The sequence below is a fragment of the Pedobacter africanus genome (genome assembly GCF_040548825.1).
GTDB lineage: Bacteria > Bacteroidota > Bacteroidia > Sphingobacteriales > Sphingobacteriaceae > Pedobacter > Pedobacter africanus_A.
In genome coordinates this window covers 185,289-201,991 of the sequence record NZ_JBEPSL010000007.1, presented here as the reverse complement: position 1 = coordinate 201,991, position 16,703 = coordinate 185,289, and the positions used below count along the sequence as shown (strand labels likewise).

Here is a 16,703-nt window from a genome sequence, read left to right as displayed (position 1 = left end):
GAAATGAAAAATCAAGCTTAAAATCGATGTATCTGGAAGTGACAATTTCAGGTGCTTCTGTTGTATGAATTAAGCTGGTTTCTTGCTGCATGCTTCAGGTTTTTACACAGCAAACCTAAGACCTTGTTTTTCAGCTAACAAAACTATTTTCATTTCCGGAACACGTCCGGAAATGGCTACGTTTTTTAGAATCGGATTTTGTTTATGGGAGTTTTGGATAAGCAAACAGAATAATATTTGTTTTCACTCAGTCTGCCTTGAAATGCTCGTCCGGATGTAAATGATAAAAAAACATGCCAAAAGGGATGCGATGTCCGATTGTAAACGAATTATCGACTATAGACCTGACTAAAAAACAATGCTATTGAGAATAAATTTAAACGGTATTTTCAAATCGAACTGATTTATTATTAGAACAACAACTATTCTGTATAGAACATCAGTTGGCTACGTTCAAATTAAGAGATAGTCAATCGCGAATGTAATCGAATTTAAACGCGAACAATAGTTATATTTAGCTTACCATCCAGCCTATATGAAATCAGAATTGGAAGAATTAATAGAAGCCTACGAAATCGAGAGAGCAGAACTTGAAAAACAGATTTCAGAGTATGTTTCTGAAGGTGATTACCTTTATGCCTATCGCCATCAAAAATGCCTGGGAAAGCTTAACAACATGCTTGGTATTCTTAAAATGGTCTTTTTCTTGTTTGTTTCGTTTTTTTGTTCATCTACAGAGGGATATGCTCAGGTGAAACTAAAATCATGCGGATTAGATTTAACCATTCCTTCTTTTAAACAAGATTCAGCTTTTTCAGATGCAAAACAGATTTTGGTTAGAAAGAAGTTTCTAATTCCCATACATTCGTCGAAATCGGATATTGAGATTAGATTATATTATTATCCTTATTTTGAACCCGGGAAAACAGTTATCATAAATTGTGATGGTAATAAATTTAAAATACTACACTACAATATAGGTTATCAACCTATAACCGATACTGAGCCGAGGTATAAAAAATCTAAAAATTTGGGCCCGCTTCCTGAAAACCCGGGCATGAATGTGTTGGTTTTTTATGAAAACAAGCTGAAGCTAAAAGATTATACCTGGAAAGAATTTTTTCAAAGATTAATTGACAACCATTTTTTTGATTTAATTCCTGAAACCGAAATAAAGAAAAAAGTGAAACTGGCCCATCCTGATATTATTGAAAGAGGGGAGGCGGCGTTGTATGTGCAAATTAAAGTAGGTAACCTTTTTAGAAATGTAAAATTTTCCGGCGGATATGATGCCATTGCCCTGGATATTCCTGAATACCAAAATTTGTCCAATATTTATAAAATATTAAACCAAATTCAATAAACATGAGACTAAGTTTGTAATACAGTGAAATCAAATTGTTGGTAATATCGGTTATGAAAAAAAAACTATCTTTAATTATTATTTTAACTGGCATTTTTGTTAATGTATATGGTAGATGTGAACCTTTACATGGGCTTTATGAAGCCAAAATTCTTCTACCGGCAAACGATACTTTACTACTTGTTCTTGAAATAGATCAAAAAAACACCGACTCATTTGCCGGTTATTTGACCATCCCGAAATATGGACAGGAACGCTTGAAACTGGAAAAATGCTCCATCTCTGGTGATTCAATTTTTTTTAAGTATTCCAGGTTTGATATTGCTTTTAAGGGAAAGTATGCTCCATCAGTTATTGAGGGGATTTACAGCAGTGGAGGTGATTTTAAGACCAGGTTTAATCATATTGATTTATCTAAACGGCGACCTCAAACTCCACAACCTCCTTTTTCCTATCTTACAAAAGATATTTCTTTTTATAATAAAGATAGCTTAATTAAGTACAGTGGCACACTTACGATCCCGGAAAATAAGGGTAAGTTTCCTGCGGTTATTCTTTTAACAGGCAGCGGTGCCCAGGATAGAGATGAAACGATGTTCTATCACAAACCTTTTTTTGTATTAGCTGATTATTTAACAAAACGTGGAATAGCAGTACTACGGCTTGATGATCGAGGGGTGGGAGGCACTACTGGAGGTAGATCGGAGAATACAACAAATGATTTTGCAAGCGATGCACTTGAGGCGGTTGGGTTTTTGAAAAAAAACAAAAATATAGATAGTGCTTCTATTGGTTTTATTGGCCATAGCGAGGGAGGGGCTACCGCCTTTATGGCTGCTAACAGATCGCCAGACATTGCCTTTATTGTCTCCCTTGCATCGCCTGCAGTGTCTGGTAAAGAACTTGCGTTGAAGCAATTTGAGCAAGGTTTAAGAGCGAGGGAAAAGGATACCCTTGTAGTAAATAACGTGTTAAGGTTTTGGGATAAAACATTTACTATTATCAATACAACAAACAACCGTTCCGAATTGGAAGCTTCAATTACAAAAGCTTTTAAAGAATGGTTGGTAACGTATCAGAATAGTTCCAAATCTTTAACCTTAATGGGGTTCGATTTTAGTAATATAAATAACCAATCGGCGGTCGACAAATTTCTATCAAAAAAGATTGTGCCTTACCTTCAACCCTGGACCAGGTATTTTCTTTCATATAACCCTGATCAACTACTCAGTAAATTAAAAATACCAATTCTCGCGTTAAACGGGGATAGAGATGAAAATGTAGATGCAGATATAAATTTGCCCCGGTTTAAATCACTGGCGGAAAGGTATTCGCTTCAGATTGATATTGTGAAAGAAAAGAACCTAAATCATTTTTTACAAACGTGCAATGATGGTTCCATAACAAAGGTCTATGGAAACCCGGAGACAATTTCTGTTAAAGTTCTAGATGCCATATATAAATGGGTTGATCATCATTAAACATAAAGCCGAAAGTGTCTTTGCCTTCTTGAGTAATACCAGGTAATTCCGGTTTAATCTGCTTTCTTTGCAGGCGTGCAACGAAGGGCAAACAAGGCCCAAAAGCATGAAAATTTCTTCTTTTGTTAGCTTGGTCAATTTGATTATTTCTTCAATTGCATAACCTTCAGCAATCATTTCATGGGCCAGTTCAACTGATCTTTCATGTTTGCCCTGCTCTAATCCCTGCTCTAATCCTTGTTCTAATCCTTGCTTTAATCCCTGCTCCAGGATATATTGGTCGTGGCTATAATTATCCCGTTTTCTTTTGAGTTCTTTCTGATAGGCATTCATCTCTTTGTATGAATTAAGCTGGTTTCTTGCTGCATGCTTTAGGTTTTTATACAGCAAACCTAAGTCCTTGTTTTTCAGCTAACAAAACTATTTTCATTTCCGGAACACGTCCGGAAATGGCTATGTTTTTTAGAATCGGATTTTGTTTGGAGGAGTTTTGGATAAGCAAACAGAATAATATTTGTTTTTGCCTTTTCACTGACCGCTATAATTTTTTACAAATTCTTCCATTCCATGTTAAATTACAATAATGCAATTTGAACTTTCCTTAAATCATTTGGAAATTCCTGTTGATAGTTTTCCTACGCCAACTTACCTGTTCACCAGGTGAATGAAAGTTTATTTATGCTAAAGGCCTATGGTGTGCCGGGCGAAAAGATAAGAACCAGACGCATTTTAAAACAGGCTTTGAGCTATGCCCAAAGCCTGTTTTTATACCTAAAGTATTGAGTGTTAACCTTACACTATTAAAAATTTTCAAAAAAAATTACCAGCGAATACTATTTTATTTCTACACTTGCTGCGAAAATTTCTTAATTTTATATAAAGGGGCACCCATTATTATGGTTACTTACAGCGCATTATCGGATCAGGAACTTACCAGCCTACTTCGGGCAGGAGATGGCATTGCTTATACTGAGATTTACCAGCGGTATAAAAGATTGCTGTATTTGTTTGCCTTTAAGCGCCTGGGCGACCGTGAGGAGGTAAAAGACATTGTACATGAAATTTTTACGGCTTTATGGTACAACAAGGAGCAATTAAATTTGAGTTACTCTTTAAACACCTACCTGCACTCTTCGGTAAGAAATAAAATTGTAGATGTGATTGCGCGTAAACAGGTTTCGGCCCGTTATGTAGAAACTTTTAATGCTTACCGTGCTTCGGGGCAAAGTACTACAGACCACCTGATAAGGCAAAAGGAACTGGCGGCTTTAATTGAAAAGGAAATTGAGGCGCTGCCTGTTAAAATGCGCCAGGTTTTTGAGCTTAGCCGCAACAGCAATTATTCGCGTAAACAAATTGCCGAAGAGCTTGGCCTTTCGGAAGAGACGGTTAAAAGCCATATGCACCATGCGATGAAAATTTTAAAAGTAAAGCTGGGCCCATTGCTTGTATTGGCGCTTTTTATACAGCCTTAAAATTATTTTCATTTTTTTTTAACCCTTCCTTAACACTTAGCCGACTAACTGCCAAATTTCCGCTAAAAGTATGTAATGATGGAAGACAAAGAATTAAAACGCCTGCTGGCAAAGTATAAAGAGGGGACCTGCTCTGCAGAAGAAAAGGCCCTGCTTGAAAATTGGGTGGCAAGTGCTGTTTATCCTGAGTATCAAATCTCTGAAAAGGATTTGGCGCATGATTTGTCTGAAATCAGCAAAACTTTACCGCTGGTGCACCAAAAAAGAAGTTTATGGCCGCGTTATGCAGGTATTGCAGCTGCGGTAGCAGCCATTACTTTTGGCATCTGGTTTTATACCTCCCGTAATACGAACACATTACCTCATCCTGAACTCGTTGCAGGATCTCAAGACATTGCACCGGGCAAAAACACCGCAACACTTAGCCTTGCCGGAGGTAAAGCCATTACATTAAGCGATGCCCATACCGGCGTAATTATAGATGCCTCTCAAATTAAATATAATGATGGTAGTGATGTAGGCGCTCTCGCCCCTTTGGGGAGAGATGGCGAAGCCAGAGAGGGGAGTACTCTTACTTTGACTACCCCCCGTGGCGGCACCTACCAGATCACCCTTCCCGACGGGACTAAAGTTTGGCTTAACGCCGCTTCAAGTTTAACCTATCATATGCCGCTAAAAGAGCGTGGCGGTGTGCGTAAAGTTGAGCTTAGCGGCGAAGCCTACTTTGAAGTTTTCCGGAATAAATTACAGCCTTTTGTAGTAAACTCCAAAAAAATGGAATTAACCGTATTGGGTACACATTTCAATGTGAACGCATATAATGATGAAACTAACATAAAAGCAACCTTATTGGAGGGTTCTGTACGTGTCCGATCAACGGCCAGCCCGCCGGTTACCCTTAAACCCAACCAACAAGCTGTTGTAAAAGAAAATGATATTGATTGTATACTTGTAGACCCTGAACAATCAGTAGCCTGGAAAAACAACAAATTCATGTTTGATGACCAAAGCATTACCTACGTAATGCGGATGATAGCGCGCTGGTACGATGTAGAAGTAATATATACCGGAGCAGTACCAACCAATAAGTTTTGGGGGGCTGTATCCAAATACGAAAATGTTTCAGAAGTGCTGAAATCACTGGAATCAACGGGTAAAGTCCATTTCAAAATAGAAGACCGTAAAATATACGTAAGTAAATAAAAATTCATCCCTATTGATAAACAACAACGAACGAACCACAAACCAATAGAAAGAAAGGAAGATGAATACAACAGCTCTTACTGAACCAGAAACAAGATATAAAAAACAACCAGACCTTTAGAAGACCTGGTTGAAGTTTGGCCCTGGCCAATAATAAAATACTAACCATTTAAACCGCAGAATGCCATGTTTTCGACGACGGAGGCAAACTGCAAGAACCAAAACATACGTAAATGTATAGAATTATAGCATCAATTGGTATACCTAACCGGCTATACCATAAAATATGGCTAATTATGCGACTAACAACAGTGGTATTGATAGCGTCTTTAATGCAGGTTAGTGCAATTGGCTTTGCACAGAAGATCAGTTTGTTTAAAACGAACGCTACTTTAAAGACTGTGCTGAAAGAAATAAGGACCCAGAGCGGATATGATTTTGTAGCAACTGACGATCTTTTTAACATTTCAAAGCCAGTTAATGTTAATTTGAAAGAGGTTGAGCTAAAAGCTGCATTGGACGAAATTTTTAAAAATCAGGCTTTAAGCTATAGCATTAACAAAAAAACAATTACCATAAGCGAAAAGGAGTCTACCTTTCTGGAGCGCCTGGCTGATCGCTGGGCGAGCATTGATGTTTCGGGACGGGTGGTGGATGCTGATGGGCGTGGTTTGCCTGGTGCTTCTGTATCGGTTAAGGGTAAAGGGGGGAAGGCGGTGAGTACTGGGGCGAACGGTAGTTTTTATTTGAAGGGGGTGGAGGAAGATGCGGTATTGGTAATTTCTTTTATCGGATACGTAACCAAAGAGGTTAAGGCTGCGAAGGAACTTGGCGATGTGGTGCTGGAGGTGAGTTTATCGAAGCTGGATGAGGTTCAGGTGATTGCTTATGGTACGACTACGCAAAGGCTTTCTACTGGGAATGTGACGACGATTAAGGCGGATGTGATTGAGAAACAACCGGTGAATAATCCTTTGCTTGCTTTGCAGGGAAGGGTTCCGGGCTTGTTTATTGAACAGGCGACTGGGTTTGCCGGGACTGGAGTTAAGGTGAGGATACAGGGAGAAAATAGTTTAAATTCGGGCAATGATCCATTCTATGTTATAGATGGTGTCCCTTTTATCTCTCAACTACTACCAGGGAGCCTGTATGGATCAATCCAAGGGAAATCAGGGTCGTCCGGTAATTATAGTAATCCACTAAATTTTATTAATCCGACTGATATCGAGAGTATTAGCATTCTAAAAGATGCTGATGCAACTGCAATTTATGGTTCTCGTGCAGCAAATGGTGCGGTTTTAATTTCTACGAAGAAGGGGAAGTCGGGAGATATGCGGGTGGATTTAAATCTACTATCAGGATGGTCGAAGGTTCCTAAAAGACTTGATCTGATGAATGGGGAGCAATATTTGGAAATGAGAAGAGAGGCATTGATCAACAAAGGTATACCTAGTCCGGTTCCTGGGCCTAACGGCGATAACGATCTGAACGGCAATTGGGATATGAATCGCGTTACAGATTGGCAAAAGGAATTGATAGGGAAAACGGGGGGGTATCAGGATCTGAATGCATCTGTTTCAGGAGGGAACGATAGAACGACATTCCTAGTTGGTGCTGGCTATCACAGGGAAACAAATGTGTTTCCAGGTAACTTTTCAGATAAAAAAGCTTCGGTTCATTTTAATCTTAATAGTTCTTCCAAAGATCAAAATTTCAAAATACATTTTTCGGGAAGTTATTTGAATGACAATAACCAATTACCGAATGTTGATTTAACCTACTATGCGATGACCCTAATCCCTTACGCTCCTGCTTTATTAACTCCTGAAGGTAATGTAAACTGGGCTCCTAGTTCAAATGGCACCAGTACATTCCTGCGAAATCCTATTGGATTTATATTCGATAGATATTTGGATAAGTCAGCCAATTTGACGAGCAATGGCAGATTAAGTTATAAGTTATTGCCAAGTTTAACGATAGAGAGTAGTTTTGGGTATACTAAATTAATAACTGAGAATCTGATTAAAAAAGGTTTACAGTCAACTAATCCCGAAAATTTACCTTATACGTCGAGAAACTCTGTTTTTACAAATAGTAAAGTAGAATCGTGGTTGGTTGAACCGCAAATCAATTATAATACCAGCATCAACAAGGGGAAACTAGAAGTGCTTGTAGGGGCAACTTTTTCCAACTCGACGAGCGACCAAACTGGGATTTCCGCCGTAGGTTTTAGCAATGACCTTGTAATGGATGACATTTTATCCGCGCCAACAATCCGAGCCTTATCTTCTATTAATTCTTTGTATAAATATAATGCATTGTTTGGCCGAGTTAATTACAATTGGCTGAATAAGTATCTATTGAATATGAGTTTTCGAAGGGATGGAAGTTCAAGATTTGGTCCTGCAAATCAATTTCATAATTTCGGTTCTGTTGGTGCTGCATGGATTTTTTCAGAGGAGAAAATTTTCAAGGACAAGATGAAATGGCTAAGCTTTGGGAAATTACGAAGTAGTTTTGGTACTCAAGGCAATGACCAGATATCAGATTATCAGTTTTTAAGTTTATATAACCCGGTTCCTCAGGCAGTACCATACCAAGGTATTGTGACATATCAGCCAAACCGGCTTACTAATTCTAATCTTCAGTGGGAGGAGACCAAAAAAATACAGTTTGGTTTAGACTTAGGGTTTCTCTCTGATAGGATTTTGTTTAACACAAATTATTATAGAAATCGCTCTTCGAATCAGCTTAGTTTATATCTACTCCCAGCCATCACTGGTTTTGAGAATATAGTTAGAAATCAAAATTGTACAATCCAAAATTCTGGATGGGAATTCATGATATCAAGCCGGAATCTACAGCTTAAGAACTTTTCATGGTCTAGCAGTATTAATTTAACAATCCCGAAAACAATACTGGTGGCATATCCTGATTTGGAAAATTCCACAGAAGTCAATACAGCTTTCGTTGGAGAGTCATTAAGAGCTGTAAAGGTGTATCACTTTTTAGGGGTTGATCCTATTACAGGTGTTTATCAGTTTGAAGGTAAAGACGGTAGTCCTACTACTTCGCCCATGGATCCTGATGATAAAACAGTTATAATAGATCCCTTACCTAAATACTACGGTGGCATTCAAAATACCCTTATGTACAAGGGATTAGAATTAGATATATTATTTCAATTTACAAAGCAAGTCGCGATAAATGACATTAAATTTGGAGGGTTATATCGAACACCTGGCAGATATGGGTTCGGCCAGGGGAACCAACCTGCGTCAGTATTAGATCGTTGGCAGAAACCAGGTGATCACTCCTCTATTCAGAAATTCACCACAACTTCAGAGTTAAATGAGTCCTGGTCAAACGCTAGCTTATATAGTGATGCTGCTTGGTCGGATGCTTCCTTTATTCGCCTGAAAAATGTTTCCTTGTCGTGGAGATTGCCTGAGCAATTTATAAAACGCATTAAGGTACGAAACGGCAATATATTTCTCCAAGGACAAAATTTATGGACACTAACAAATTATAAAGGTCTTGATCCAGAAACAAAAAGCTCGACTTCTTTACCGATACTAAGAGTAATTACAATGGGATTAAAAGTTGGTATCTAGATAAAAATTAAAATACAATGAAAAGAAAAACCAGAGTAGCAGCACTTTTATGCATTACGGCATTATTTTTTATTCAAGGGTGTAAGAAATTCGTAGAAGTAGAAGCTCCAAAAACGAGTGTGAATTCAATAAACATATATAATAATGATGCAACAGCAATCGGTGCCATAACTAGCCTTTACGCGAGTCTGGGATCTGAATATTTGACGGGAACTACGGAGTTTTCGAGCTTATCGTGCATCGTTGGGCTTTCAGCAGATGAACTGACATTATTTCCCGGCGCTGAAAATTCAGATTTATATAATTTTTATCAAAATTCCTTGACAAGTTCGTCAAATGTCAGTTACCTGAGTGCGACATATAATAAATTATACCTGGTAAATGAGTCGGTGGAGGGACTAACAAAGCCTTCAGATCTAACACCTCAAGTAAAGAAACAACTTTTAGGAGAAGCAAAATTTATGCGGGCTTTTTATTATTTCTATTTAGTAAATATATATGGAGAAATCCCTTTGATATTATCAACAGATTATTCGTTGAACACCATGAAGGGGAAGTCTTCTCAAAATGAAATATATAATCAAATTATAGTAGATCTGAAAGAAGCTAAGGAATTATTAAGTGATCTATATGTCAAAGGAGATGGATTTACGCCATACCCAAATGGAGTGGCTGAAAGGATTCGCCCTACAAAATGGGCGGCGATATCGTTACTTGCAAGAGCATACCTGTATATGAAAAACTATACAAGTGCAGAAGCTGAATCTACGCTAGTTTTATCAAACACATCGCTATACAAATTAGAAACACTAGACAAGGTGTACTTGAAAAACAATATGGAGGCTATTTTGCAACTGCAGCCAGTTACTCTTGGTAACAATACTCAAGATGCAAATATTTTTCTTTTACCTAGTTCCGGCCCGTCTCCGTCCTATCCTGTCTATCTCAGCGAAGAGTTAATAAACAAGTTTTCAAGTAATGATGAGAGAAAGAATATGTGGATCAGAAACGTGACAATTGACGACAATACTTATTTCTATCCATTCAAATACAAAGTGCCAGCAACTAATATTACGAACAACATTGTAACTGAATATCCAACAGTTATGCGATTGGCGGAACAATTCTTAATTCGCGCGGAAGCAAGGGCACAACTCAATAATTTATTTGGTGCAATTTCAGATGTAGACGAAATTCGACGAAGGGCTGGTCTGGAGCTAATCAACGATATTGACCCTTTGATCGAGAAAGCCGCACTCGTTAATGAAATAACAAAACAAAGGCAACTTGAGCTTTTTACTGAATGGGGACACCGATGGTTTGACTTGAAAAGGAGGAAATTAGTAGACGAGGTAATGTCAATAGTTACTCCAAAAAAAGGAAATACCTCTGGCTGGAAAAGTTATCAAGAATATTTTCCAATTCCAATAAGTATACTTAACCGGGCGCCAAACCTAACACCAACGGACGGCTATTAACGCAAAAATGAAGAGTTTAATAATTTGGTTGTTACTAATAGTTAGTGCTAATCAGGTAATCGCACAAAAGTCAGTTATTGGGGAATCAACCTATGCAATGTGGCCTACGCTTAAAAGCCCAAAAATAAGCGCCAACGGACAGTATGTTGGATACATTATTGATAATCAGCCGGTAGGGGGATCAACTTTGGTACTTAAGCAAGGTAAGTCAGTATGGAGAAGGGATTTTAAAGGAGTTTCGAATGTTGAATTCTCCTCTGATAGTAAATACGCGATTTTTATTCAGGGCAAGGATAGTTTAGCAATATTTTCACTAGGGACGGATAACATAGAATATATTCCTAAAGTAAGCAACTTCGAAGTTTCGAAAAATGGTTTTATGAATTGGGTTTATTATTCACTTAGCGACAAACAGAAAACCCTTATAGTAAAGGATCTTGAGACATGCAAATTAAAAATGTTTAAGGGAGTTGTCGAAAGTTGGTGTAGTGATAACGGGAAGACTATTTTATTGAAAATAGTATCGGAATTTAAGGGCAAGGAAGTTCTAAACTGGCTGGATTATGCTACTGGTAAGGTCACGGAGATTTGGCAAGGCGATGATATTGCCAATATTCTAATTGATGATCTTCATAATCAAGTTGTATTTACAGTAGCAGATAGTGCAATATGTTTTTATAAACCAGGAAATGCAAAAGCACATTCTGTATTACTGAAATCAATACCTTCCCTTCCTGATAGAAAGAGTTCCTTAACCTTATCGAACTTTAGTAATGATGGCAACATATTATTCTTCAATATAAAAGAACTTGAAGAACCCAAATCTACAAAGGGGATCGTTGAAGTATGGAGCTATCATGATGTAAAACTTCAATCAGAGCAAGAATCAGAAAACACAAGCCTAACATTGTTTTTCGCGCTTGATTTTCATAAGGACAAAATTGTGCACTTGGGAAACATCAGACCCATTTTTCCGGAAGCTAAAAACGCATCAGATACTTTGGCTTTATTGAGGAGAACAGAACGCTTAGGTGAACCGTGGAGTATAGGAAAAATAAATACTACCAGCCTAGTTAATACAAGAACAGGAAAAATTACTGCCGTTGACATCCTTGAAAATAGAAATACGAGCATTTCATCGTCGGGGAAATATCTGATTTATTTTGACGCTGAAGATAAAAACTATTTCAGTTTTGAAATTGCTACAAAAATCTTAAGAAATATTTCAAGACAAATATCTGTTTCTTGGTTAGAGATTAATTATGATCGTGGGAACGATTCTCCGAGAGGTGTAGCTTGTTGGCTAAAGAACGACGAATCGGTCCTCATTTATGATCAATTTGATATTTGGGAAATTGATCCAAAAAATGAAAGGAAGCCAGTTAATATTACCAATAAATACGGATTTAATCATGGAATAACGTTTCGGCTTGCTCTTTCAGAATACGGCTCAGGCGAGATCAGAAGAACTGGCGAAATTATCCTAAATGCTTTTAATCTTAAAAATAAGAATAATGGTTTCTTTAAAAAGAAGTTTGGTGAGGCTGGTGATCCAGTGCGTTTACATTTTGGACCTTATCTTTATCAGCTAATAAGCAATCCTTATGTTTCCATAGACTATTGGCACTATCCAATAAAAGCAAAAAATGCTAACCGCTATCTTTTGAAACGTACATGTGCAGCTGAGTCTCCTAACTATTTCCTAACAAGAGATTTTAAATCCTTCGAGGATATTACTGATTTCCATCCTGAGGCAGATTTTAATTGGCTTTCAGCAGAGCTTCATGAATGGAAATCATTGGATGGAAGGAAATTACAAGGAATCTTATATAAACCACAGGACTTTGATCCGAAAAAGAGATATCCAGTTATCTTTCACATCTACGAACGTCTTTCGGATAGATTAAATACATCTTTTATCCCTCAAGCTTCATATGGTGCATTAGATATACCAACTTTTGTGAGCAATGGGTATCTGGTGTTGTGTCCGGATATTTATTATAAAGTTGGCGCGCCGATGACAGGGACTTACGATGCAGTAGTTTCGGCTGCACAATATATTTCGGCTCTTCCATTTGTAGATCCAAAGAAATTCGGACTCCAGGGACATAGTTTCGGCGGAATGCAAACAAATTATTTAGTTGCACATACAGACATCTTTGCTGCTGCCTGTTCTGCATCCGGTAATGCAAATTGGGTTAGCGCATATGGGGGATTGATTGGCGGGTTAGGTAATCCCCAGTGGGCAAGCTTGGAGGACTATTATGAGAAAGGGCAAGGTCGGATGGGTGGCAGTTTGTGGGACATGCCTAACGCATATATTGGGAGTTCACCAATTTTTAAGCTCAACAAAATCGCCACACCGCTATTAATCATGCAGGGTAGAAAGGATCATATTAGCTTATATTCAAATATCATGGAGTTGTTTACAGGGTTAAGAAGAATGGGTAAAAAGGCATGGATGTTGGTTTATCCTGATGAGGGACATCAATTACATGGAAAGGAAGCCAATGATTTCTCTGTAAGGATGATGCAGTTTTTTGATTATTATTTAAAAGACAGGCCTGCACCGATATGGATGTTGTACGGAATTCCAGCATCAAAAAGGGAGAATGACAATGGCTTAGAGCTTGACACTACAGGGCAAATTCCCGGCCCAGGGTTACCTGTAAAAAATGAGGTAAAAAAGATAGATCGTAATAATGACAAACCTAATAAACAAATATTCAGGTAAGAAAATCTAAAGATAAAACACATGAAAAAAACACTAATGAGTTTGGCTTTTTTAAGCCTGGCAAGCCACTCCTTTGCTCAGGAAAATGGGATACGGTTCGAACAGCGATTGTCTTGGCAACAGATAAAAGACCAAGCTAAGGAACAAAATAAATATATCTTCATAGATGTATTTGCCACCTGGTGTGTTCCATGTAAAGCTATGGATCAGGAGATATATCCATCCGAAAAATTAGGTGCTTATATGAATGATAAATTTATTTCAGTAAAAATCCAGGCGGATTCTACAAATATAGATACTGAATTTGTGAAAAGTTGGTATCTGGATGCCAGAAAGATTATTGCCGAAAGTAATTTGAAGGGATACCCAAGTTATCTGTTCTTTTCACCTGAAGGGAAACTCCTCCATCAAGGTGCAAACTATAAAACTGTGGGGGAATTTCTTGAGCTCGCAGGACAATCCTTAGATCCAGAAAAGCAGTATTACACTCAGTTGAAGAAGTTTATGGAAAACAAAATGGATTATTCGAAGATGCATGAATTGATTCTTTTAGCTAAAACACTTGGGAAAACAGAAAATGCTCAAATGGTTGCCGATGTTTATATCAATGGATATCTTTTGAAGTTAGATCAAAGAAATCTGTTTACTAAAGATAATTTGGATCTTATCGGTGGCTCGTTAAAAGATTCAAATAGTGAATCTTTTAAATTATTTATGAGCCAATCTGAAATGATCAACCAGGTTTTAGGACCATTTCAAGCTCAGAATACAATAATGAATTTTATTAATAAGTCGGAACTACCACAAAATGTGGAAGCCTCAAAGAAAGCTGACTGGGATAAATTAGAAAAAAAACTGACAAATAAATATGGTTCACTCGGACAAGAGATTGTTTGGGGTCAAAGGATGATATATCATCTTTTAGCTGGTGATAATTGGTCGGATTTTGGAAAGTACTACGTTCTATATTTTAACAAAGCATTGAAACACCCTAGAAGATATAAGATCAACGATATGTGCTGGGTCATTTTTGAAAACATTGAGGACCCGAATATTCTTCGGTTTGCTGTGGAGGTTATGGAATATGATATTGAGACTTATGATCAAAATAATGCAGCTGCTTATGATACTTATGCAAATCTTCTCTATAAAACTGGGAAAAAGAAAAACGCAATAGAGTGGGAGGAAAAAGCTGTAAAAGTTAAACGAGGACAGGCTGATGAGGAGGTATATATAGAAATCCTAGGTAAAATGAAAGCTGGCTTACCAACTTGGGAAGTTAAATCAATTAAATAATTCTGATATGAAGTTACTAATATTTGTCGTTGCTATTCTGATCGGTAGCATATATGAAGGTTACGGACAACAGATCGTGAACCTTTATAAAGATGTCATTCCAAACACAGAAAGCAATTTTTTGCGCAAGGATCAGCCTACCATTGAAATATACCTTCCAGAAAAAACAAAGGCTATCGGAACTTCGGTGATCATCTTTCCCGGAGGAGCTTATAGTTTTCTTGCATATAAAGAGGAAGGAACTGATATCGCCAAAGCATTTAATGAAAAGGGTATTGCTGCTTTTGTCGTAAAATATCGGTTGCCAAAGAATGAAACCATGGAGCATAAAAGCTTAGGGCCGTTGATGGATGCACAGCAAGCCATAAAAGTGGTAAGATCAAAAGCCATTTCCTGGGGTATTGATCCCGGGAAAATCGGGGTTGTTGGATATAGTGCAGGCGGACACTTGGCATCGACTTTAGGTACTCATTTTGGTAAAAGCTATATTCCAAACAAAGAAAACATCAGTTTACGACCAGATTTTATGATCCTGGTCTATCCTGTGATAAGTATGAAAGATAGTATGACCCACATCGGATCAAAGATTTCATTACTAGGTATGGAACCTTCCAAAGAGGAAGTTGAATTGTTCTCCAATGAACTACAGGTGACAAAAGTTACGCCTCCAACTTATCTAACTCACGCTGGCGATGATCGGTTAGTTGACGTCAACAACAGTATCGTATTTTACCAGGCTTTGCAGAAGAATGGAGTCGATGCAGAATTGCATTTATTTCCCAAAGGCAACCATGGATTTACACAAAGGTTACCTGTAAATGTCTGGTTAGATCCAATGCTTGGCTTCCTGGAAAGACAAGGGTTTTACAAATAGATATGTTAACGCACTTACATATTGATGAATTGGCATATGAGGAGACCTATGTGTCTCCTGATGTGCTGCTTCTTGAACAGCTGGATAAGTTGATAGATCAGCATTTCAGGGAACGAAAAGATCCGGGGTTTTACGCCAGTGAACTGGCCTGTTCAGAACGCTGGCTTTCTGATCTTTGCAAGCTTTATCGTAATAAAACCCTGTTTGGCTTAATCCAGGACAGGTTGGTTAAAGAAAGCAAGCTGCTGCTTGGCCGTTCCAGGCTATCGGCCAAAGTGATTGCTTATGAACTTGGTTTTGAAGATCCTGCTTATTTCTGCAGGTTCTTTAAAAAAATGACAGGAACTACTACTAAAGCATATAGAAGAAGCTGCTATGGAACTTTGACCTGCAAAATATAAGATTGAATGACGGAGACTATATGCCTCCGGTTTTTTGTGTGTTTCCAACACAAAATTTTGATAAAAGAACCAGGAATTTAACTAACCTGATAAAATTTATGATTGACAAAAACCTGTTACTGGCCCAGTTCTGGGCCAATGCCAACCAGTTTACAACTGCTGATGGCATTGAGATTGACCTTCACAACGATGACATCGTAGTGGTATCTACTACCTTGAAAAATATAGTTGGAGATTCTCTGGAGGTACAGATGATGGCAAAGTTTAGCCTGGAGGCTTTTATAGCAGAAATGGAAACACAGCTTTTGGATGACGTAATGGAAATCAATTTGGACTTGATGTTTGTGCTGCTTGTTGGCGGCAAAGCCGGCTACCATATCATGAAACCTTAACAAAATTGAAAATGAACAACCTCTCTTATTTTGATGACGTATTGAGTATGGTTAAACATGGGCGCTACCACCCTGGTGATGAGGCGGCATTTATAAAGCAGATGCAAGGCCACGCAGACTCCATTGCTGCAACAGTAAGAGCACAGTTGATAACAGACCCGGGCAGTTTAAAAGCAAATATGCTAAGCCATAAAACCGCTTGTTGCAATTTGCTGTTGCGCAGCCTGCAGCTGCAAGCAGAATTACAAACAGAACCCACTGGCAAAGACAAACTGCAGCATTTGATGCGCAAGATAAGGTTAACAGCCTTGATAGACGTGCTGGAAACCCTTTACGGGTTTTATGTAAAAACAGAGAAAAGAATGAGGGCTAAAGAAGAGTATTAAAAATAA

Annotated in this window: 13 protein-coding genes; 12 read left to right on the top strand and 1 reads right to left on the bottom strand. The window is 38.0% G+C overall.

The features are described 5' to 3' along the window. The first annotated feature begins 535 nt into the window (after nucleotides 1-535). Nucleotides 536-1,363: a hypothetical protein gene (locus ABIE26_RS26420; RefSeq protein WP_310146747.1), complete on the top strand. Its 828-nt coding sequence runs from the start codon at nucleotides 536-538 to the stop codon at nucleotides 1,361-1,363. A 53-nt stretch (nucleotides 1,364-1,416) separates the two neighbouring features. After that, nucleotides 1,417-2,844, top strand: coding sequence for an alpha/beta hydrolase family protein (locus ABIE26_RS26415; RefSeq protein ID WP_310146749.1), 1,428 nt, complete (start codon nucleotides 1,417-1,419; stop codon nucleotides 2,842-2,844). Here the strand turns inward: ABIE26_RS26415 and ABIE26_RS26410 are convergent. After that, a complete protein-coding gene (locus tag ABIE26_RS26410) occupies nucleotides 2,809-3,177 on the bottom strand; it encodes a hypothetical protein (protein WP_354376269.1) in 369 nt (122 codons plus the stop codon). The genes ABIE26_RS26415 and ABIE26_RS26410 overlap by 36 nt on opposite strands. 563 nt (nucleotides 3,178-3,740) lie before the next feature. Between ABIE26_RS26410 and ABIE26_RS26405 the strand changes: the two genes are divergently transcribed. From ABIE26_RS26405 to ABIE26_RS26360, 10 genes are all read left to right on the top strand, one after another. Beyond that, nucleotides 3,741-4,319 (top strand): RNA polymerase sigma factor, encoded by a 579-nt coding sequence (locus ABIE26_RS26405; protein WP_310146752.1) that lies wholly within the window; start codon nucleotides 3,741-3,743, stop codon nucleotides 4,317-4,319. 75 nt (nucleotides 4,320-4,394) lie between these two features. Then, entirely contained in the window at nucleotides 4,395-5,522 is a 1,128-nt protein-coding gene (locus ABIE26_RS26400; protein ID WP_310146754.1) for a FecR family protein, read from the top strand. A gap of 233 nt (nucleotides 5,523-5,755) precedes the next feature. Further along, nucleotides 5,756-9,136 (top strand): SusC/RagA family TonB-linked outer membrane protein, encoded by a 3,381-nt coding sequence (locus ABIE26_RS26395; protein WP_310146755.1) that lies wholly within the window; start codon nucleotides 5,756-5,758, stop codon nucleotides 9,134-9,136. Nucleotides 9,137-9,153: 17 nt separating this feature from the next. Next, nucleotides 9,154-10,614, top strand: coding sequence for a RagB/SusD family nutrient uptake outer membrane protein (locus ABIE26_RS26390; protein WP_310146756.1), 1,461 nt, complete (start codon nucleotides 9,154-9,156; stop codon nucleotides 10,612-10,614). Nucleotides 10,615-10,621: 7 nt separating this feature from the next. Next, a complete protein-coding gene (locus ABIE26_RS26385) occupies nucleotides 10,622-13,348 on the top strand; it encodes an alpha/beta hydrolase family protein (RefSeq protein ID WP_310146758.1) in 2,727 nt (908 codons plus the stop codon). A gap of 21 nt (nucleotides 13,349-13,369) precedes the next feature. Next, entirely contained in the window at nucleotides 13,370-14,644 is a 1,275-nt protein-coding gene (locus tag ABIE26_RS26380) for a thioredoxin family protein (RefSeq protein ID WP_310146760.1), read from the top strand. 7 nt (nucleotides 14,645-14,651) lie between these two features. Then, nucleotides 14,652-15,518 (top strand): alpha/beta hydrolase, encoded by an 867-nt coding sequence (locus tag ABIE26_RS26375; RefSeq protein WP_310146762.1) that lies wholly within the window; start codon nucleotides 14,652-14,654, stop codon nucleotides 15,516-15,518. A 2-nt stretch (nucleotides 15,519-15,520) separates the two neighbouring features. After that, a complete protein-coding gene (locus ABIE26_RS26370) occupies nucleotides 15,521-15,919 on the top strand; it encodes a helix-turn-helix domain-containing protein (protein ID WP_310146764.1) in 399 nt (132 codons plus the stop codon). 98 nt (nucleotides 15,920-16,017) lie between these two features. Further along, the gene (locus tag ABIE26_RS26365) at nucleotides 16,018-16,311 is read left to right on the top strand and encodes a hypothetical protein (protein ID WP_310146766.1); all 294 of its coding nucleotides are present in this window, start codon (nucleotides 16,018-16,020) and stop codon (nucleotides 16,309-16,311) included. Between the two features lie 11 nt (nucleotides 16,312-16,322). After that, complete coding sequence (locus tag ABIE26_RS26360) at nucleotides 16,323-16,697, top strand: hypothetical protein (RefSeq protein WP_310146768.1); 375 nt, start codon at nucleotides 16,323-16,325, stop codon at nucleotides 16,695-16,697. Nucleotides 16,698-16,703: the final 6 nt, after the last annotated feature.

Excerpts from the sequence above, each read along its gene's own strand:
- ABIE26_RS26420 (WP_310146747.1), top strand. The coding sequence starts at position 536 with ATGAAATCAGAATTGGAAGAATTAATAGAAGCCTACGAAATCGAGAGA.
- ABIE26_RS26360 (WP_310146768.1), top strand. The coding sequence starts at position 16,323 with ATGAACAACCTCTCTTATTTTGATGACGTATTGAGTATGGTTAAACAT.
- ABIE26_RS26390 (WP_310146756.1), top strand. The coding sequence starts at position 9,154 with ATGAAAAGAAAAACCAGAGTAGCAGCACTTTTATGCATTACGGCATTA.
- ABIE26_RS26405 (WP_310146752.1), top strand. The coding sequence starts at position 3,741 with ATGGTTACTTACAGCGCATTATCGGATCAGGAACTTACCAGCCTACTT.
- ABIE26_RS26395 (WP_310146755.1), top strand. The coding sequence starts at position 5,756 with ATGTATAGAATTATAGCATCAATTGGTATACCTAACCGGCTATACCAT.
- ABIE26_RS26375 (WP_310146762.1), top strand. The coding sequence starts at position 14,652 with ATGAAGTTACTAATATTTGTCGTTGCTATTCTGATCGGTAGCATATAT.
- ABIE26_RS26365 (WP_310146766.1), top strand. The coding sequence starts at position 16,018 with ATGATTGACAAAAACCTGTTACTGGCCCAGTTCTGGGCCAATGCCAAC.
- ABIE26_RS26410 (WP_354376269.1), bottom strand. The coding sequence starts at position 3,177 with ATGAATGCCTATCAGAAAGAACTCAAAAGAAAACGGGATAATTATAGC.
- ABIE26_RS26370 (WP_310146764.1), top strand. The coding sequence starts at position 15,521 with ATGTTAACGCACTTACATATTGATGAATTGGCATATGAGGAGACCTAT.
- ABIE26_RS26380 (WP_310146760.1), top strand. The coding sequence starts at position 13,370 with ATGAAAAAAACACTAATGAGTTTGGCTTTTTTAAGCCTGGCAAGCCAC.
- ABIE26_RS26415 (WP_310146749.1), top strand. The coding sequence starts at position 1,417 with ATGAAAAAAAAACTATCTTTAATTATTATTTTAACTGGCATTTTTGTT.
- ABIE26_RS26385 (WP_310146758.1), top strand. The coding sequence starts at position 10,622 with ATGAAGAGTTTAATAATTTGGTTGTTACTAATAGTTAGTGCTAATCAG.
- ABIE26_RS26400 (WP_310146754.1), top strand. The coding sequence starts at position 4,395 with ATGATGGAAGACAAAGAATTAAAACGCCTGCTGGCAAAGTATAAAGAG.